At 71.2% G+C, this 18,113-nt stretch carries 15 protein-coding genes; all 15 read left to right on the forward strand.

The genetic code is table 11. The features are described from left to right. Positions 1-11 precede the first annotated feature (11 nt). The 15 genes from Pmi06nite_RS36150 (at position 12) to Pmi06nite_RS36220 (ending at position 18,021) form a co-directional block, all read left to right on the forward strand. Positions 12-935: a hydroxyquinol 1,2-dioxygenase gene (locus Pmi06nite_RS36150; RefSeq protein WP_203957717.1), complete on the forward strand. Its 924-nt coding sequence runs from the start codon at positions 12-14 to the stop codon at positions 933-935. Between the two features lie 112 nt (positions 936-1,047). Then, positions 1,048-2,007, forward strand: coding sequence for a membrane dipeptidase (locus tag Pmi06nite_RS36155; RefSeq protein ID WP_203957718.1), 960 nt, complete (start codon positions 1,048-1,050; stop codon positions 2,005-2,007). A gap of 129 nt (positions 2,008-2,136) precedes the next feature. Continuing rightward, complete coding sequence (locus Pmi06nite_RS36160; RefSeq protein WP_203957719.1) at positions 2,137-3,732, forward strand: ABC transporter substrate-binding protein; 1,596 nt, start codon at positions 2,137-2,139, stop codon at positions 3,730-3,732. Between the two features lie 2 nt (positions 3,733-3,734). After that, on the forward strand, positions 3,735-4,697 hold the full coding sequence (locus Pmi06nite_RS36165) for an ABC transporter permease (protein WP_203957720.1): 963 nt from the start codon (positions 3,735-3,737) through the stop codon (positions 4,695-4,697). A gap of 1 nt (position 4,698) precedes the next feature. Continuing rightward, on the forward strand, positions 4,699-6,531 hold the full coding sequence (locus Pmi06nite_RS36170) for a dipeptide/oligopeptide/nickel ABC transporter permease/ATP-binding protein (RefSeq protein ID WP_203957721.1): 1,833 nt from the start codon (positions 4,699-4,701) through the stop codon (positions 6,529-6,531). Beyond that, complete coding sequence (locus Pmi06nite_RS36175; protein ID WP_203957722.1) at positions 6,528-7,271, forward strand: ABC transporter ATP-binding protein; 744 nt, start codon at positions 6,528-6,530, stop codon at positions 7,269-7,271. Before Pmi06nite_RS36170 ends, Pmi06nite_RS36175 begins: the two co-directional genes overlap by 4 nt. Continuing rightward, the gene (locus Pmi06nite_RS36180) at positions 7,268-8,653 is read left to right on the forward strand and encodes a serine hydrolase domain-containing protein (RefSeq protein ID WP_203957723.1); all 1,386 of its coding nucleotides are present in this window, start codon (positions 7,268-7,270) and stop codon (positions 8,651-8,653) included. The genes Pmi06nite_RS36175 and Pmi06nite_RS36180 overlap by 4 nt, the downstream gene beginning before the upstream one ends. A gap of 2 nt (positions 8,654-8,655) precedes the next feature. Further along, positions 8,656-9,762, forward strand: a complete 1,107-nt coding sequence (locus Pmi06nite_RS36185) for a M20/M25/M40 family metallo-hydrolase (protein ID WP_239114441.1) — start codon at positions 8,656-8,658, stop codon at positions 9,760-9,762. A gap of 2 nt (positions 9,763-9,764) precedes the next feature. Next, on the forward strand, positions 9,765-10,526 hold the full coding sequence (locus Pmi06nite_RS36190) for a GNAT family N-acetyltransferase (RefSeq protein WP_203957749.1): 762 nt from the start codon (positions 9,765-9,767) through the stop codon (positions 10,524-10,526). Continuing rightward, the gene (gene menC / locus Pmi06nite_RS36195) at positions 10,526-11,650 is read left to right on the forward strand and encodes an o-succinylbenzoate synthase (protein WP_203957724.1); all 1,125 of its coding nucleotides are present in this window, start codon (positions 10,526-10,528) and stop codon (positions 11,648-11,650) included. The genes Pmi06nite_RS36190 and menC overlap by 1 nt, the downstream gene beginning before the upstream one ends. A 23-nt stretch (positions 11,651-11,673) precedes the next feature. Then, complete coding sequence (locus Pmi06nite_RS36200; RefSeq protein ID WP_203957725.1) at positions 11,674-13,290, forward strand: PucR family transcriptional regulator; 1,617 nt, start codon at positions 11,674-11,676, stop codon at positions 13,288-13,290. A 327-nt stretch (positions 13,291-13,617) separates the two neighbouring features. Beyond that, positions 13,618-14,133 carry a hypothetical protein gene (locus Pmi06nite_RS36205; RefSeq protein WP_203957726.1) on the forward strand — a complete coding sequence of 172 codons (516 nt, stop codon included), beginning with the start codon at positions 13,618-13,620 and terminating at the stop codon, positions 14,131-14,133. Positions 14,134-14,153: 20 nt separating this feature from the next. Then, positions 14,154-14,699 carry a hypothetical protein gene (locus Pmi06nite_RS36210; RefSeq protein WP_203957727.1) on the forward strand — a complete coding sequence of 182 codons (546 nt, stop codon included), beginning with the start codon at positions 14,154-14,156 and terminating at the stop codon, positions 14,697-14,699. A gap of 248 nt (positions 14,700-14,947) precedes the next feature. Continuing rightward, positions 14,948-16,462, forward strand: a complete 1,515-nt coding sequence (locus Pmi06nite_RS36215) for an amidase (protein ID WP_203957728.1) — start codon at positions 14,948-14,950, stop codon at positions 16,460-16,462. A 341-nt stretch (positions 16,463-16,803) separates the two neighbouring features. Next, positions 16,804-18,021, forward strand: a complete 1,218-nt coding sequence (locus Pmi06nite_RS36220) for a GNAT family N-acetyltransferase (protein WP_203957729.1) — start codon at positions 16,804-16,806, stop codon at positions 18,019-18,021. The last annotated feature ends 92 nt before the right edge of the window (positions 18,022-18,113 follow it).

An 18,113-nucleotide genomic window follows, 5' to 3' on the forward strand; every position in this document is an offset into this window, starting at 1 on the left:
AGCTGGAGACCATGGCCGACCAGATTTCGCCCGAGCAGACCGCTCGCGAAGAAGACCTCATCGCCCAAGTCGTGCAGTCGTTCGAGAACACCCCCGACGAGCGCATGAAATATCTGCTGCAGGAGCTTGTGAAGCACGTCCACTCGTACGTGCGCACGGTGCGGCTCACCGAGGCCGAGTGGAACACCGCCATTGAGTTCCTCACCCGCGTCGGCCACGCCACCACCCGGCACCGGCAGGAGTTCGTGCTGCTCAGCGACGTGCTAGGTGTCTCCATGCAGACCGTTGCCGTCAACAACGAGGTTTACGGGAACGCCACCGAGGCCACCGTCTTCGGCCCCTTCTTCGTCAACGGCGCCCCGCTCATCGAGAACGGCGGCGACATGTCCGGCGGCGCCCCCGGTGAGCCGGCCTGGGTCGAGGGCACCATCAGGGGCGCCGATGGCGAGCCCGTCCCCGGTGCCCGCATCGAGGTGTGGGAGGCCGACGCCGAAGGCTTCTACGACGTGCAGCACGAGGGCGGCCGCGTCTACGGCCGCGCCCACCTGTTCGCCGACGAGGAAGGCGAGTTCCGCTTCTGGGGGATCTTCCCGACTCCGTATGCCATCGCGGACGACGGGCCGGTCGGCGACCTGCTCACGGCCACGGAGCGCAGCCCGTACCGGCCGGCACACCTGCACTTCATGGTCACCGCGCCCGGCTACCGCACCCTCGTCACGCACGTCTTCGTCCGCGGCGATGAGCATCTCGGCAAGGCGACCAAGGACGCGGTCTTCGGCGTCAAGGACTCCCTGATCTACGACTGGTCCCGCCACTCCGCCGATGAGCCCACCCCGGACGGACGCGACCTGCAGGGCAAGCCGTGGGCCGGCCTCCACTTCGACGTCGTCCTCGCCCCCGGCCAGGCCGTCGACTACGCCGCCCTCATGGAATAGCGCGACCCGCACCGCCGTTCACCTTGCGCCCCCGCGAGGGGCGCTCACGGCCGTGTGGCTGATCGGCATCGGGCGCACGCCCGCGTGTCATGACATCCACCAGGATGTGCGCATGAATTCCGCCCGTGCCTTCTGGGAGCAGCACGCCTGCCTGCCCCTCACGCTCGACGCCGACGTGACCGACCTGCTGCGCTACCGCCGTGCCGGCGGGGCATACGTGTGTGTCAACGTCGGCTACGCGCCGCATTCCCGCGCGGACGCGCTCTCCTACATCGGCCACTTCACCCGCGCGATCGAGGCGCACCCCGACCTGACGCTCGCGACGAGCGTCGCCGACGTCGACGCGGCGGTGCCGGACGACCGGATCGTCGTCGCGTTCGACCTGGAGGACTCCGCCCCGCTGGAGGGGGACCTCGACATGGTGCGCGTCTTCTCCGACCTGGGCGTGAAGTCGCTGCTGCCGAGCTACAACAACGGCAACGCCGCCGGCGGCGGCTGCCTGGACGCCGTCGACACCGGCCTGACGGCCTACGGCCGCGACCTGGTCCGGCGGATGAACGAGGTCGGCATGCTGGTCGACGGGTCGCACTGCGGCACCCGTACGGGGCTGGACCTGTCGGCCGCCACCGAGCAGCCGATGATCTACTCGCATTCGGCGATGCGCGGCCTGTGGGAGCACGCCCGCAACATCACCGACGAGCAGGCCCGTGAGTGCGCCGCGACCGGCGGCGTCATCGGCATCCCCGGTGTCGGCATCTTCCTGGGGCCCAACACCGCGACCCTCGACGCGTTCATCGCGCACATCGACTACGCCGTCGAGCTGGTCGGCCCCGAGCACGTCGGCATCGGCAGCGACCATTCCTTCGACGCCGAGGACCTGACGGCGGAGCTGGCGGCCAACCCCGACCTGTTCCCCGAGGAGTACACGCGCTGGGGCGTCATCGGGTTCGTCGAGCCGGAGACGACGCTGCTGGTCGAGCGCGAGCTGGTGGGACGCGGTTACCCGGAGGAGGCGGTCTGCGGCATCCTCGGCGGCAACTTCCGGCGGGTGGCCGCCCAGGTCTGGAAGTGACCCTTGTCCGATCGCACAACCCCAACCGCCTGGGGTTGTGCGATCGGCTGAGTACGGGCTCCCCGGTGGCCATCTAGCCTCTGCGCATGACGTCGCGCTGTTGAGCGGCCGTACCAGAAAAGGAACCGCATGAGTCCCTTCCGCACGAGGGCCCTCACGGCCCTCGCCCTGGCCGGTTCGGTCGGCCTGACCGCCTGCGGCGGCGCGAGCTCCCCCTCCCCGAGCGCGGGCACGGCCGCCGCCTACGCCGGCGGCAAGACCTTCACCCTGGACCTGGCGTCGGATCCCGGCGCCCTCGACCCGCAGGGGTCGGCGGTCAGCGCCCTGTTCGGCATGACCCAGTACGCCTACGACAACCTGGTCGCCGTCGCCAAGGACGGCACGATCAAGCCGCAGCTGGCCACCGCGTGGACCGTCGAAGGCGCCACTCTCACCTTCGCCATCAAGCCGGGCGTCACCTGCTCCGACGGCACCCCGTTCACGGCGCAGACCGTGGTCGACAACATCGCCTACGTGGAGGATCCGGACAACAAGAGCCCGTTCCTGGGCGCCTTCATCCCGGCCGGCGCCACCGCCTCCGCATCCGGCTCGAAGGTCACCGTCAAGCTGGCGGCCCCCGCGCCGTTCGCGCTGAACGCGTTCGCGAACCTGCCGATGGTGTGCGACGCCGGCATGAAGGATCGGTCGAGCCTGAAGGCCGCCACGAACGGCACCGGCCCGTACGTGCTGAAGGAAGCGGTCCCCTCCGACCACTACACGTACGAGTTGCGTCAGGGCTACACCTGGGGACCCGGCGGCGCCACCACGGCCGAGAAGGGCATGCCGGCCAAGGTCATCGTCAAGATCGTCGCGAACGAGACCACCGCCGCCAACGAGCTGCTCGCGGGCACGGTCAACGCGGCCCTGATCAACGGCCCCGACGCCGCCCGCCTGGCGGCCGCGGGCCTGAAGTCCGTCGGCACACAGGCGCTGACCGGCGAGCAGTGGTACAACCACGCCGAGGGTCACCCCACCTCGGACCCGGCCGTGCGCATGGCGCTGACCCAGGCGCTCGACCTCAAGCAGCTTCAGACCGCCCTCACCTCCGGCAAGGGCGCGGCCGCGACCCAGCTGGCCGCCCTCCAGCCCACCGGCTGCAGCGGCGACTCCGTCACCGGTCACCTGCCGGCCTTCGACGCCGCCGCGGCCGGGGCCGCGCTCGACGCCGCCGGCTGGACCAAGGGCGCCGACGGCGTCCGTGTCAAGGACGGCAAGCCGCTCACGGTCTCCTTCGTCTACGACGCCGCGCTCGGCACCGGCGGCAGCGCGGCCGCCGAACTGGCCGCCGCGGCCTGGAAGGCGATCGGCGTCGAGGTCAAGGCCACCGCGCAGAACGCGACGCAGATCTCGGGCGCCCTCTTCGGCACCGGCGACTGGGACATCGCCTGGGAGGCCCTCAACCTCAGCACTCCCGACCAGGTCATGCCGTTCGTCTCCGGCCCCGCAGCGCCGGAGGGCACGAACTTCGCCGCCATCGACAACGCCGACTACGTGGCCCTGACCACCAAGGCGAAGGCCGCGACCGGCAACGCCGGGTGCGCGGACTGGTTCGCCGCCGAGCAGGCGCTGTACAAGGCCGCGGACCTGGTGCCGTTCGCCAACAACGTCATCCCCACCTTCCTCAAGGACGCGGAGCTGGACATCGTCGGCAGCATCATCCCCACCAGCATCCGGATGCTCGGCTGACGATGAAGATCCCGACCAGCGGCCGGTGGCCGCGCTTCGCGCTCCGGCGCGCGGCGCGGCTGCTGGTGTCGCTCTGGGTGCTGGTGACCGCCGCGTTCCTGATGATCCACCTGGTCCCTGGCGATCCCGTACGCGCAGCGCTCGGCCCGACCGCCCCGGCCGACCTCGTGCTGGCCCGCAAACAGGAGCTCGGCCTGCTGGAACCCCTCTGGCGGCAGTACGTCACCTTCCTGCGCCACCTGCTGAACGGTGAGCTGGGAGTGTCGATCTCCAGCCGGCTCCCGGTGGGCGAGACGATCGCCCAGCGGCTGCCCGCCACGGCCCAGCTCGCCGTGGCCGCGTTCCTGCTCGCGGTGGCCGTCGCGGTCCCCGTGGGCGTGGTGATGGCGATGCTCACCCGCCGCGGCCGCGGCAGACGCACGGAGCTGGCCTTCACCGGCACGAACGTCGTCGTCGGCGCGATCCCCGACTTCCTGCTCGGTGTCGGCCTGGTCTACCTGCTGGCGGTGCAGACGCACCTGTTCCCGGTGGCCGGACGCGACGGGCTCGACTCCTACGTGCTGCCGGTGCTCGCCCTGGCGATCGGCCCGGCGGCGGTGCTGTCGCGCATCGTCCGGGTGGAGATGCTCGCGGTGCTGGAGACCGACTACGTCCGTACGGCGCGGGCCAAGCGGCTCACGTCGCTGCGGGTGCACCTCGTGCACGCCCTGCCGAACGCGGTGACGGCGAGCCTGACGCTCGGCGGGCTGCTGCTGAGTTCGCTGGTGGCCGGGACGGTGCTGGTGGAGAACGTCTTCGCGTGGCCGGGGCTCGGCTCCTCGATCGTCTCCTCGATCGTCGCCAAGGACTACCCGATGGTCCAGGGCACCGTCCTGGTGTACGGCGCCGGCGTCCTGCTGGTCAACACCCTCGTCGACGTGGTGCTCGCGCTGCTCGACCCCCGTTCGGCGATCGGAGAGAGCTGACATGCGGGCGGCACGTGTTCTGCTCAGGCCGGTCGGCTTCGCCGGGTTCGGGCTGCTGACCCTGGTACTGCTGGCCGCAGCGTTCGGGCCCGTCCTGTGGGGCGGGCGGGCCGCGGCCGTCGACACCGGCAACCTGCTGGCCGGGCCGTCGGCCGAGCACTGGATCGGCACCGACAACCTCGGCCGCGACCTGTTCGCCCGGGTGCTGGTGGCCGCCCGGCTCTCGATCGTGCTCGCGGTGGCGGCGACGGCGATCAGCTTGGTGCTGGGCATCCTCCTGGGGGCCGCGCCGATGCTGCTCGGACGGCGGCTGGGCCGCCTGGTCACCTCGGCCGTCAACGTGCTGGTGGCCTTCCCCGGCCTGCTGCTCGTCCTGTTCTTCGCCGTCGTCTTCGGCGTCGGCGCCCGGGGGGCCGCGCTCGCGGTCGGCGTGGCCGGGGCACCCGCGTTCGCCCGGCTGTGCCACACCCTCATGGCCGCCGTCTCCGAGCGGGACTACATCGCGGTGGCGCGCATCGCCGGGGTGAGCCGCATCCGGGTGCTGCTTCGCCATGTGCTGCCGAACGTCGCCGAGCCGCTCATCGTGAACGCGACGATGGCGGCCGGCGGGGTGCTGCTGACCTTCGCCGGGCTGTCCTTCCTGGGGCTGGGCGTGCAGTCGCCGTCCTACGACTGGGGCAAGCTCATGCAGGACGGGCTCAACGGAATCTACGTCCACCCGCTGGCCGCGCTCGCCCCCGGCATCGCCGTCGTCCTGGCCGGCCTGGCGTTCAACCTCACCGGTGAGGCGTTCGCGGCGGTCTTCGGCCTCGGCGACCTGCCCGGCGGGGCCCGCTCCCTGGAGGAGCCCCGCGAACCGGTCGCCGCCACGCCTGCCGTCCCCGGGACGGTCCTGTCGGTGGAGGGCCTGCGGGTGACCATCCCCGGCCCGGCCGGTCCGATCCGTGCGGTGCGCGGGGTCACGTTCGCCCTCTCCGACGGCGAGGCCGTCGGAGTGGTCGGCGAGTCCGGCTCCGGCAAGTCGCTGACGGCGCTGGCGGTGGCCGGGCTCATCGAGCCGCCGGTACGCGTCGAGGCCGACCACCTCCTCGTCGCGGGCGAGGATCTCATGGCCGCCGGCGCCCACCGGCGCCTGGGCACCTCGCTGGCGATCGTCTTCCAGGACCCGATGACGTCGTTCAACCCGGCGCACCGGGTGGGGCCGCAACTGGCCGAGGTGAGCCGCTTCCACCAGCGCATGGGCCGCAAGGCCGCCCTCGCGCGCGCGGTCGACCGCCTGCGCGCGGTACGGATCCGCGAGCCCGAACGGCGCGCGCGCCAGTACCCCTTCGAGTTCTCCGGCGGCATGCGGCAGCGGGCGATGATCGGAATGGGCCTCATGGGCGACCCCCGGCTCATCATCGCCGACGAGCCGACCACCGCCCTGGACGTCACCGTGCAGCGGCAGGTCCTGGAACTGCTCGCCGAGGTACGCCGCGACACCGGCGCCGCCCTCCTGCTCATCAGCCACGACGTCTCGGTCGTGACCGACGTGTGCGACCGGGTGCTGGTGATGTACGCCGGCCGGGTCGTCGAGGAGTTGCCCGCCAAGGACCTGCGCACGCTCGCGCGGCACCCGTACACGCGGGCGCTGGTGGCGGCCGTGCCGGACATGGACACCGACCTGAGCCGGCCGCTCGCCGTCATCCCCGGGCTGCCCGCCGACCCCGTCCATGTTCCGGCCGGGTGCGCGTTCGCGCCCCGCTGCCCGCTCGCCGACGACCACTGCCGGGCGGTCGCCCCCGCGCTGGTGGCCGGCGTGGCGTGCCACAAGAGCACGGAGGTCCCGGTATGAGCACGCTCAGCTTCCATGACGTCCGCGTCCGGTACGGCTCGCACACCGTGCTGGACGACGTCAGCCTCGAGGTGGCCGACGGGCAGACCGTCGGCCTGGTCGGCGAGTCGGGCTGCGGCAAGTCGACCCTCGCCCGGGCCGCCGTCGGGCTGGCGCCCCTGACCGGCGGGCAGATCCTGCTCGACGGCAGACCCGTCCCGAACAGAGGCCGCCGCCCGGTGCAGATGGTCTTCCAGGACCCGTACTCCTCCCTGGACCCCCGCATGACCGTGGGGGAGAGCCTGGCGGAGGCCATGCCGGAGCGCCTGGGCAGGACGGCCCGCCAGGCGGAGATCACGCGCCTGCTCGCGCTGGTCCACCTGGACGCGGCCCGGGCCGCCGACCTGCCCGTGCGCCTGTCGGGCGGGCAGCGGCAGCGGGTCGCGCTGGCCCGGGCGCTGGCCGCCCGGCCGCAGGTGATCCTCGCCGACGAGATCACCTCGGCGCTGGACGTGTCCGTGCAGGGCGCCGTGCTCAACCTGATCCGTGACATGCGCCGCGACCTGGGCCTGTCGATGCTGTTCATCTCCCACAACCTGGCCGTAGTCCGGTACGTCGCCGACCACGTGGCGGTGCTCCACAACGGGCAGATCGTCGAATTCGGCCCCACCGCCCAGGTGCTCGGCGCGCCCCGCCACGACTACACCCGCCACCTCCTCGCCGCCATCCCCGGCGCAGTTCCCCTGAAGGAGCAGACGTGACCCTCGACCAGGCCCACTGGCAGAACCGCCTCGACGAACTCGCCGCCAAGCACGGCGTCCCCGGCGCCCAGCTCGGCATCCTCCGCCTCGGCGCCGACGGCGCGGACGACGAACTGCTCACCGCCGCCACCGGCCTGCTGCACGCCGGCACCGGCCAGCCCGCCACCACCGACTCCGTCTGGCAGATCGGCTCGATCTCCAAGGTGTGGACGGCGACCGTCATCATGCAACTGGTCGACGAGGGCGCACTCACCCTCCAGACCCCGGTCGCCGAGGTCCTGCCGGAGTTCCGGCTGCGCGACCCGGAGACCACCGCCGGGGTCACCGTCTGGCACCTGCTCACCCACACCAGCGGCATCGACGGCGACCTGTTCACCGACACCGGCCGGGGCGACGACGCCCTGGAGAAGTACGTCGCCCTGCTGGCCGACGTGGCGCACAACCACCCCACCGGCGCCACCTGGTCCTACTGCAACGCCGGCTACTCGGTACTCGGCCGGATCATCGAGGTCCTCACCGGCCAGACCTGGGACCAGGCGATCAAGGCCAAGCTGTTCGCGCCGCTCGGCCTGACCCACACGACGACGCTGCCCGAGGAGGCGATGGTCTTCGCCCACTCGATGGGTCACGTCAAGGGCGGCGACGACCCGGTGGTCGCCCCGGTGTGGGGGCTGCCCCGCGCGGTCGGCCCGGCCGGGCTGATCACGTCCACCGTCTCCGACGTGCTCGCCTTCGCCCGCATGCACCTGCTGGGCGGGCTCGCCTCCGACGGCACTCGCGTCCTGTCGGCCGACAGTGCCGAGGCGATGTCCGCGTACCAGACCGACTGCCCGGAAAAGCTCCTGCTCGGCGACTCGTGGGGGCTGGGCTGGTTCCGCTGCGACTGGCACGGCCACCGCGCCTACGGCCACGACGGCAACACCATCGGCCAGGCGGCGTTCCTGAGGATCCTGCCGGAAGCCGGTGTCGCGGTCGCGCTCACGACCAACGGCGGCCACACCCACGACCTGTTCGTCGATCTGTACGACGAGATCTTCTCCGACCTCACCGGGGTCCGGCTGCCCGAGCCGTTCGAGCCCCCGGCCGAGCCGGTGACCACCGACCTGGCCCCGTACGCCGGCACGTACGTTCGGGAATCGGTCCGCATGGAGGTGCTGGAGGAGGACGGCAAGCCGACCCTGCGCATCACGGTGACCGGGCCGATCGCCGAGCTGGAGGGCACCCCCGTCCAGATCTACGAGATGACCCCCGTCGCCCCCGCCCTGTACGCGGTCCGCCCCGAAGGCATGGAGTCGTGGGTCCCCGTGACGTTCTACTCGCTGCCCACCGGCGAGGAGTACGTGCACTACGGCGCCCGCGCGACCCCGAAGAAGCACGGCTGACCGTGCCCGTCAGCATCGAGACGTTCCTCGCCGACCTCAGGGCGCTCGTCGAGTGCGAGTCGCCCTCCGCCGACCGGGCCGCGGTCGCCCGGTCGGCGGACCTGGTCGCCCGCGTCGGCGCCGCGCGACTCGGCGTGGTGCCCGAGCGCATCACCCTGGACGGGTGGTCGCACCTGCGGTGGCGGTTCGGGGACGGCGACCGCCAGGTCCTGCTCCTGGCCCATCACGACACGGTCTGGCCCATCGGCACGCTGGCGGCCCGGCCGTACCGGCTGACCGGCGGGGTGGTGCGCGGCCCCGGCTGTTTCGACATGCTCGCCGGCCTGGTGATGGCGATCCACGCCGTCGCCGGCCTGCCCGAGCGCACCGGCGTCACCCTGCTCGTGACCGGGGACGAGGAGCTCGGCTCGCCGAGCTCGGCCGCCCTGATCGAGAAGGAGGCCCGCCGGTCCAAGGCGGCGCTCGTCCTGGAGGCCTCGGCCGACGGCGGCGCCCTCAAGACGGCCCGCAAGGGCGTGTCCCTGTACGACGTGCGTGTCACCGGCCGGGCCGCCCACGCCGGGCTGGAACCGGACAAGGGCGTCAACGCCACTCTCGAACTGGCCCGCCTGGCCCTGGCGGCGAGCGCCCTGTCGGACCCGGCGGCCGGGACGACGGTCACCCCGACGGTGTTCGCCGCGGGCACCACGGCGAACACGGTGCCCGCCCACGGCTCGTTCGCGGTCGACGTGCGCGCGTGGACCCACCGCGAGCAACTGCGCGTCGACCACGCGCTGCGCGCGCTGGCGCCGCTCGACCCCGCTGCCGTGATCGAGATCGGGGGAGGCGTCAACCGGCCCCCGCTGGAGGAGTCGTCCAGCCGGGAGCTGTTCGGCCGGGCCGCCGCCGTCGCGGCCCGGCTCGGCCTGCCGACCCTGTCCGGCACGGCCGTCGGCGGCGCCTCCGACGGCAACCTCACCGCCGGCGTCGGCACCCCGACCCTCGACGGCCTGGGCGCGGTCGGCGCCGGAGCCCACGCCGACCATGAGCATGTCGTCGTCGACCTGCTGGCCGGCCGCACCGCGCTGTTGCGCGAACTGGTCGCCGAACTTCTGGAGGACGAGTCGTGAGCATGCTCGACCTGGCGGCGCGGGACGCGGGCAGACGGGCCGAGAACGCGGGCGTGGCGATCAGGGAACTCCAGGACCTGGACGAAGCCCAGGCCATGATCGACCTGCTGCTGGAGATCTGGGGCCGCCCGCTGATCACGATGGAGTTCCTGCGCGCGCTGACCAAGGCGGGCAACTACGCCGCGGGCGCCTACGACGGTGACCGGCTCGTCGGCGTCTGCATCGGCTTCCACGAGGAACCGGCGGCCCGTACCCTGCACAGTCACGTCGCCGGGGTCGCCCCCGGCATGGAGGGCCGCAGCGTCGGCATGGCGCTCAAGCTGCACCAGCGCGCCTGGGCCCTGACCCGCGGCATCACGACGATCGAGTGGACGTACGACCCGCTGGTCGGCCGCAACGCCTACTTCAACATCGTCAAACTGGGCGCGCTGCCGGTGGAGTACCTGCCGAACTTCTACGGCGCGATGCACGACGCGATCAACGGCGCCGACGACTCCGACCGGCTGCTGGTGCGCTGGAGCCTGCTCGCGCCGAGGGTCGTCGCCGCCAGCGCGGGGACGCCCTTCGACCGCCCCACGGGCGGCCCGTCGAGCCGCCGTGTCGCCACCCCGCCCGACATCGAGGCCCTGCGCGCCGCGGACTCGGCCGCCGCCGCGGCCTGGCGCCGCGGGCTCCGCGCCGAACTGGAGCCGCTGATGGCCTCCGGGGGGCGCGTCGTCGACTTCGACCTCGGCCTCGGTTACCTCGTCGATCTGGAGTACTGATGAAGCTGCTCGGAATCGAACTCCGCCGTGTCTCGATGCCGCTGGTGTCGCCGTTCCGTACCTCGTTCGGCACGCAGACCGAGCGCGACATCCTGCTGATCAAGGTGGTGACCGACGACGCCGAAGGCTGGGGCGAATGCGTCGCGCTGGCCGACCCGCTCTACTCGGCCGAGTACGTCGACTCCCAGCAGGACGTCCTGCGCCGGTTCCTGCTGCCGCGACTGGCCACGCAGGAGAGTCAGGCCGCGCTCGCCCGGTTCGGCGCCGCCGCCGTCGCCGGCCTGCTGCACGCGGTCAAGGGGCATCGGATGGCCAAGGCCGCGGTGGAGATGGCGATCCTCGACGCGGAACTGCGCGCCCTCGGCCGTTCCTTCGGCCGCGAGCTCGGCGCCGTCGCCGACCGGGTCCCCAGCGGTGTGTCGGTCGGCATCCACGACTCGATCCCTCAATTGCTGGCCGCCGTCGAGGGTTATCTGGACGAGGGGTACGCCCGGATCAAGCTCAAGATCGAACCGGGCTGGGACCTGGTTCCGGTGGCCGCTGTACGCGACCGGTTCGGCGGGGACGTGCCGCTACAGGTCGACGCCAACACCGCCTACACCCTGCGCGACGCCCGTCACCTGGCCAAGCTCGACGCGTACGACCTGCTGCTGATCGAGCAGCCGCTGGAGGAGGAGGACGTCCTCGGGCACGCCGCGCTCGCGCGGGAGCTGGCGACGCCGATCTGCCTGGACGAATCCGTCGTGTCCGCGCAGACGGCCGCCGCGGCCATCACGCTCGGCGCGTGCCAGATCATCAACATCAAGCCCGGCCGGGTCGGCGGATACCTGGAGGCCAGGAGGATCCACGACCTGGCCGCCGCCCACGGGATCGCGGTCTGGTGCGGCGGCATGCTGGAGACGGGCCTCGGCCGCTCCGCCAACATCGCCTTGTCCGCCCTGCCCGGCTTCACGCTGCCCGGCGACGTCTCGGCGTCGGACCGCTTCTACCGGACCGACATCACCGAGCCGATCGTCCTGGTGGACGGACACGTCCCGGTGCCCGCAGGCCCCGGTCTCGGCGTCACCCCCGTACCGGAACTGCTGGAGCGGGTGACGACCTCGGTGGAGTTGATCGACTTCTGAGTAGCGCGCCTAAACTGCCGGGCGTGAGTCAGCGACCGCGTGCCAGCCTCGGCCGGGTCCTGGACGACCTGGGCTCCACCCTCCTCGAACTCGTCGCCGGCGACGTCGACCAGCCGGAGGGCATCAGCGCCCTGGCCATCTTCGACCCGCTCGACGAACCCGTACTCGCCCCCCGCTCGCTGGTGCTGGGTGTAGGGGTCGACCCGGCGAGCGGCACCCTGGCGCCGCTGCTGCGTGCACTCGGTGACCACGGCACGGCGGGCCTGGTCGTACGGGCGCCGGTCGCCCTGACCCCGGAGGTGCGCGCGGCCGTCCAGGACAGCGGCGTGGCCCTGATCGGACTGCGCCGGGGCGCCACCTGGGCGCAGCTCACCGCCCTCATCCGCGCGATGCTCGCCGAAGGCGACATCGGGGTCACCGGCCACGAGTCCCTCGGCGGCCTGCCGTCCGGTGACCTGTTCGCGGTGGCCAACGCCGTGGCCGCCCTCCTCGACGCCCCCATCACCATCGAGGACCGCAACTCGCGGGTGCTCGCCTTCTCCGGCCGCCAGGACGAGACGGACCCCTCCCGGGTGGAGACCGTCATCGGCCGCCAGGTGCCCGAACGGTACGCCACCCGGCTCACCGAGATGGGGGTCTTCCGCGACCTCTACCGCTACCACGCCCCGGTCGTCGTCAGCCCCCTGGACCTGGGCTACGAGGGCATGACGGTGCAACGCGTCGCCATCGCGGTCCGCGCCGGTGACGAGGTCCTGGGTTCGATCTGGGCCGCCATGGACGGCGAGGTCGACGGTGAACGGATCCAGGCCCTGCTGGACGCGTCGAAACTGGTCGCGCTGCACCTGCTGCGGCTGCGGGGCGGCGCCGACGTCCAGCGCAGACTGCGGACCGACCTCATCGGCACCGTCCTGGAAGGCGGCGCCGGGGCGCGGGACGCGCTGGGCCGGCTCGGCCTGTCCGGCCGCCGCCTGGTCATCGTGAGCGCCTGCCTGCTCGTCGACGACGACCACGCGCACGCCGACCTCGAACGCCTGGCCGACGCCCTGTCGGTGCACCTGTCGGCGACCGTGCCCTCCTCCGCCGTCGCCGCCGTCGGCGGCACGGTCTACGGCCTGCTGCCGGTGGTCACGCCGGCGGCCGACCCCGAGCAACGGGTCGCCCGGCTGGCCGCCGACTTCGTCGACCGCGTAGACGGCAATCTGCACGCGATCGTGGCGGTCGCCCCGGCGGGTTCGGACATCAGCGCCATCGTCCACGGCAAGGCGCAGGCCGACCGCGTGCTGCGGGTGATGCGTGAGGGCCACACCGGCCTTCGGGTGGCCCGCCTCGACGACGTCCAGACGCTCGCTCTGATGTTGGAACTGCGCGACCTCGCCGCCGCCCGCGACGAACGCCCCGGCGGCGCGATCGCCCGCCTGATGGAGTACGACGAGCGCAACAACGCGGGCCTGGTCGAATCCCTCGAGGCCTGGCTGGACGCGCTCGGCGACGTGGGCAAAGCGGCGGCCGCCCTGTTCATCCACCCGAACACGCTGCGTTACCGTCTGCGCCGGGTCGTCGAGGTGGGCGAGCTCGACCTGAACGACCCGGAGCAGCGGTTCGCGGCGATGCTGCAACTGCGCATCCTGGGGCCGCGCTGAACGTCCTTGGCGGGGCCGCCGCTAGGAATCTACAACGTAAAAGGCGGCGGGCCGTTTCCGGCTGCGAGGCCCGCCGAGGCAGGCGCGGACGGCGAAGTGGCGGCGCATGCCCATCACGCCGAAGAAGGCGGAGCCCCGACGCCGCCGACAGTCACGAGACGGCCCGTGGCCCTGTATACGCGGCCCCACCCAGTGCGGCGCCCGGAGGTCCGCTTGACACGGGAAACGGCTGGCCACAGGCTTGATTGGAAGGCGAAGCAATGACCCGTCAATCTCGCGGCTCGCCGTGGGAAGCCCTAGGGGCCGCATTCGACACGGGGGTCACTGATGAGTTTGCTCACGACTTCTGCGGCATCCATCCATCAACTGGGGGCTGCCGCTGCTCTCGCTGGTAGTCCGCAGCGACCGCGCCCCAGCACGACAGGTCCCGCTGAAGCCAAAGGGCTGTGGACCAGGTACGACGTCGCGGCGAACACCATGCTCGCCGGGGGCTGGCTGATCGAGCAGCACACCCTGAGGACGCAACACCACCTCGATCAAGCGACCGACGACGCGGTCAGCCTGAAGGATCTCGCCGTCATCGGATCCGCGCTCACGAACATCGCCACCATCGCCGCGGGTCAACTCGTCAAGCGTGAGTTCCCGCAGGGGCTGCCGCTGGACGCGGAGGGCAATCTCACGTCCGACGCCTCCCGGCGCGGGAAGCGTTACTACCGTTGCCTCACGGTGATGAAGATGCTGAACCGCGCCTTTGCGGCCGGTGCGATCGGGCTCACTCCCCGCGTGAACTTCAACATATTGCGCGATTACCGGCCCGGAACGATCTTCCGGCTGTTCACCTGAGGGAACCGGCGGGGACGATTATGACGATCGTGCAGACCACGGCCGCTTCGATCGGCCGCCTCGGCTTGGCCGCCGCCGCGTTCGGCAGACCTACGGTCGGCCGTGCCGGGGGGCCCGGAGCCGGCGGCAGGTCCGCGGAGACGGCCACCGGCGCTCGGCTCAGCATGAGCGACTCCTTGTACGAACTGCTCGTCAACGCCGCCATCGCGACCGGCTGGCTGAGTGAGCGGAGAACTCTGTACGGCCGGTCCCTCGGCAAAGACGCGAAGGTCATGGTGACCGCCAAGGACGTGCTTGTCGCCGCCACGGTTGTCACCGGCGCCGCGGCCCTGGTCGGCAAGGTGGCCGCACGACGCGAATCCCCGGCCGACTGGCTCGTCTCCGAGGAGGAGCCCTCCCCGGACGGAGCCGTCGACGCCGGGGGCGACGGCGGTTACGTGCAGACGATGACCAAGCTCAACCGCACCTTCGCGCTGCTCGGAGTGGCCGCCACCCCCTTCATCAACTTCGCGCTGTTCGACTCCTACCATCCCCACCCGCTGCGCAGCTTCTTCTCGCTCTGGTAGGAGGGCGACGCACGCGCACGGCAGCGCGTGGCCGCGCGGGCCGATCCGGCCCCTGTCATGGCCGCAGGACGGCAACGCCACGACCGCATCCGTGCTCTGCGTGCGGCGGGCGCCTTCGAAGCCGACCGGCATGCGCCCTCCCCTGACTATGTGAATGAGTAGTTAGACGCTAGCCTCTGACTACTGAATCATCAAGTCAGCAGTGAGTCACACGCAGGCGCGCGCCCTGCGCCCGGGAGGAAGCCGCCATGAATGGCGTTGATGACGCTTATCGCACAGTGACCGAACTGACCTCCCTCCTCGACCGAGGCGAGGTGTCGGCGGTCGATCTCGCCGAGGAGGCGATCGATCGGATCGAGCGCCTCGACCCGGACATCAACGCGATCGTCGTGCGCGACTTCGACCGCGCGCTCCAGGCGGCCCGTGCCGCGGACGCCGCCCGTGCCCGCGGCGAGAGCGGCCGGCTGCTCGGCATCCCGATGACCGTCAAGGAGTCCTTCAACGTCGCCGGCCTGCCGACCACGTGGGGGATCCCGCCGTTCGCCGGCTTCGTGCCGGCCGAGGACGCCGTCGCGGTCGCGCGGCTGAAGGCGGCCGGCGCGGTGATCCTGGGAAAGACGAACGTGCCCGTCGCCCTTGGAGACCTGCAGACCTACAACCCGATCTACGGCACCACCAACAATCCCTGGGATCTCAGCCGGACGCCGGGAGGATCATCGGGAGGATCGGCGGCCGCGCTCGCCGCCGGATTCGGAGCCGCTTCCATCGGCTCCGACATCGCCGGGTCGCTCCGGGTGCCCGCGCACTTCACCGGTGTCTACGCGCACAAGTCCACCTTCGGGCTCCTGCCGTCCCGAGGGCACACCGCGCCGCCGAGCGCGCCGCTGGAGTACGGCCGCGACCTCAGCGTGATCGGCCCGATGGCACGCAGCGCTCAGGACCTCGCCCTGCTGCTCGGCGTCCTGTCTGAGACCGGCGAGACGGGAATCGGCATCGCGCGCCGAACGGCCATGAGGCCGGCACGGCATGACGACCTGGCCGGCTTCCGGGTGCTCGTCGTCGACGATCACCCGCTCATTCCGACCTCGACCGACGTGCGCGTGGCACTGGGCGAGCTCGCCGGGAATCTTCGGGCCGCCGGCGCCCAGGTGAGCCGGGACGGAGTTCTGCTCCCCGACCCGATCGAAGCGGCCCGGGTGTACATGCGTCTGCTGCTCGCCTCGATCGCGGCGTTCTATCCGCCTCCGGCGTACGAACAGGCTCGCGTCGCCGCGGCGGGTGTCGATCCCGACGACACGAGCCTCGCAGCGGAGCGGGTACGCGGTGCCGTCCTGAGCCATCGCGAATGGATCGAGACGGACGCGATCCGCGTCCGTCATCGAGATGCGTGGGCCACGCTCTTCACCGAATTCGACATCGTCATCTGCCCACCCTCCCCGACGGCCGCGTTCGCGCACGACCAGAGCGCCGACCAGTGGGCGCGCACCATCTCGATCGACGGCACGAGCTACGACTACCCCGACCAACTCGTCTGGGCCGGAATCGCCAGCGCCCCCGGGCTGCCCTCCACGGTCGCGCCGATCGCGCACTCAAGCGACGGCGTCCCGATCGGCGCTCAGATCATCGGGCCGATGTACGAAGACCTCACCCCCATCCGCTTCGCCGAACTCCTCGAGCAGAACTACGGCGGATTCATTCAGCCGGCGCTGGGCCACTCTCACGCAGACGACCAGTGCCCGGCTCACAGCGATCGCCGGCTGTAGGGCGGCGTCCAACCTCCACGGTGTTGCGCACCCTCATCGTGGTGGTCGGCACCGTGGCCGTCGTTCAGCTGCTGTACCGGTAACTCGTGTGTGGATGGCCGTCGGACACACGAGGCGGCGGCGCAACGAGACTCCACCGATCTCGGGACGGTTCAGCCCGATAGCCACTTCCCTGGCGATCTCACTTACCGGAGAATCCTCGGCGTATACATGCCGTTGAAAGGTCCTCACCGCACGAGTGAGCCGTTCACCTGCTCATCCGCGGCCCACGCCTGGTGGATCTCGCCGCCGAGTCAAGGGAGGCGCGATCCAGTGGGATCCAGGGAGAGGTATCGAACGCGATGAGTCTGACGACACGAGCCGCTCGCACTGAGGACATCGCGGCGTTGGTCGCGCTGGCAAAGGCGGCGCACGCCGGTGGCTCGCCGACGGCGCTGCCGCTGCTCGGCGACGCTGTCGCCCGCGGACTGGTGCGGGTGGCGGAGGTCGACGGGGAGGTCGCAGGTTATGTGGCCGTCGAAAAACCCCTGCCGAACCACGTGCGGATCGCGTCCGTCGCCGTCCGTCACGAGCGGCGCCGACAGGGGATCGGCACGATGCTCATCGGGGAGGTGCTGCAGGAAGCAGGGAAGATCGAGGCCGTAGGTGGGACCGTCGCCACAGTCATCGATGTGACGGACCTCGAGGTCGCGGGCCTGTTGCTCTCCTGCGGCTTCATAGCGACGAGGGTGATGAGGTCCAGCACCCCCGAGCAGGCTATGCAGCTCTACTACCAGCACAAGATCAAGGTGGAGTACGTCGACCCGGATGCACGGCATCTGGTGCCGCTCTCTCGTCCTGACCAGTTGGTCGAATCGCTGTCTCCGAGCGACCACGCGGTGACGGCGCTCGCCACGCTCTCCAGTGAACCCGCCTTCGAGATATCCCGGTTCGAGCAGGACGATCCGGCGTCCCTGCAGTCGGGAGAGGCAGCAGCGGGCATCGCCTTCTCGGGATCCATACTTGCCGCGATCACCTTCCTCCTCGGGTTCTCCTTCGTATCGTCGCGCTATCCCGACGACGTGCGCCTGCTGCTGATCGGAGCGACCTTCGCCACCACGATGTCGCTGATCATCTATGCGAGCGCGTCGGGAGAGCTCGCCCGCATCCGCTCCAACTCCTTCGGGAGGGTCATGAAGTGGGGGAACGTCCTGTCCGAGTACGGGGGCGTCCTTCCCTTCCTCGTATCGTTACCCATCACCTATGCGCAGGGCCCCGGGGTGCGCTGGTCCGCGGTCGTCGTCGGCGTGGTGAGCAGCACGGCCCTCGTCCTTTATGAGCGGTCTCAGTTCTCGATCGCACATCGATTCCGGTGGACCCGCACCACGGTGGCCCTCACAGCCTTCACGAGCATGGCGCCGACCGTCTGCGTCGTCATGCTTGCGGCCGGAATCACCAGTTGGCCGTTGACGGCTGCCCTGGCGATGGCCCTCACCGGCCGAACCCTGGTTTACCTCTACCGCCGTGGGCCGGAGGCCGGGGTCTCCGAGTTCCGGCGCACCTGGCAGATCAGGCGTTGAGGGCGATTTCCATCGCAGCAGGATAAGGACGACTCGTGGCGCAGCGCGGCTCCGCCGTTACGGCGGAACGGTCAGGCTCTGCGTGCCGCTTG

This window comes from Planotetraspora mira, assembly GCF_016863275.1.
In the GTDB taxonomy this organism is placed as follows: domain Bacteria; phylum Actinomycetota; class Actinomycetes; order Streptosporangiales; family Streptosporangiaceae; genus Planotetraspora; species Planotetraspora mira.

Coding starts and splice junctions, on each gene's coding strand:
- Pmi06nite_RS36150 (WP_203957717.1), top strand. CDS start 12: ATGGCCGACCAGATTTCGCCCGAGCAGACCGCTCGCGAAGAAGACCTC.
- Pmi06nite_RS36155 (WP_203957718.1), top strand. CDS start 1,048: ATGAATTCCGCCCGTGCCTTCTGGGAGCAGCACGCCTGCCTGCCCCTC.
- Pmi06nite_RS36160 (WP_203957719.1), top strand. CDS start 2,137: ATGAGTCCCTTCCGCACGAGGGCCCTCACGGCCCTCGCCCTGGCCGGT.
- Pmi06nite_RS36165 (WP_203957720.1), top strand. CDS start 3,735: ATGAAGATCCCGACCAGCGGCCGGTGGCCGCGCTTCGCGCTCCGGCGC.
- Pmi06nite_RS36170 (WP_203957721.1), top strand. CDS start 4,699: ATGCGGGCGGCACGTGTTCTGCTCAGGCCGGTCGGCTTCGCCGGGTTC.
- Pmi06nite_RS36175 (WP_203957722.1), top strand. CDS start 6,528: ATGAGCACGCTCAGCTTCCATGACGTCCGCGTCCGGTACGGCTCGCAC.
- Pmi06nite_RS36190 (WP_203957749.1), top strand. CDS start 9,765: ATGCTCGACCTGGCGGCGCGGGACGCGGGCAGACGGGCCGAGAACGCG.
- menC (WP_203957724.1), top strand. CDS start 10,526: ATGAAGCTGCTCGGAATCGAACTCCGCCGTGTCTCGATGCCGCTGGTG.
- Pmi06nite_RS36205 (WP_203957726.1), top strand. CDS start 13,618: ATGAGTTTGCTCACGACTTCTGCGGCATCCATCCATCAACTGGGGGCT.
- Pmi06nite_RS36210 (WP_203957727.1), top strand. CDS start 14,154: ATGACGATCGTGCAGACCACGGCCGCTTCGATCGGCCGCCTCGGCTTG.
- Pmi06nite_RS36215 (WP_203957728.1), top strand. CDS start 14,948: ATGAATGGCGTTGATGACGCTTATCGCACAGTGACCGAACTGACCTCC.
- Pmi06nite_RS36220 (WP_203957729.1), top strand. CDS start 16,804: ATGAGTCTGACGACACGAGCCGCTCGCACTGAGGACATCGCGGCGTTG.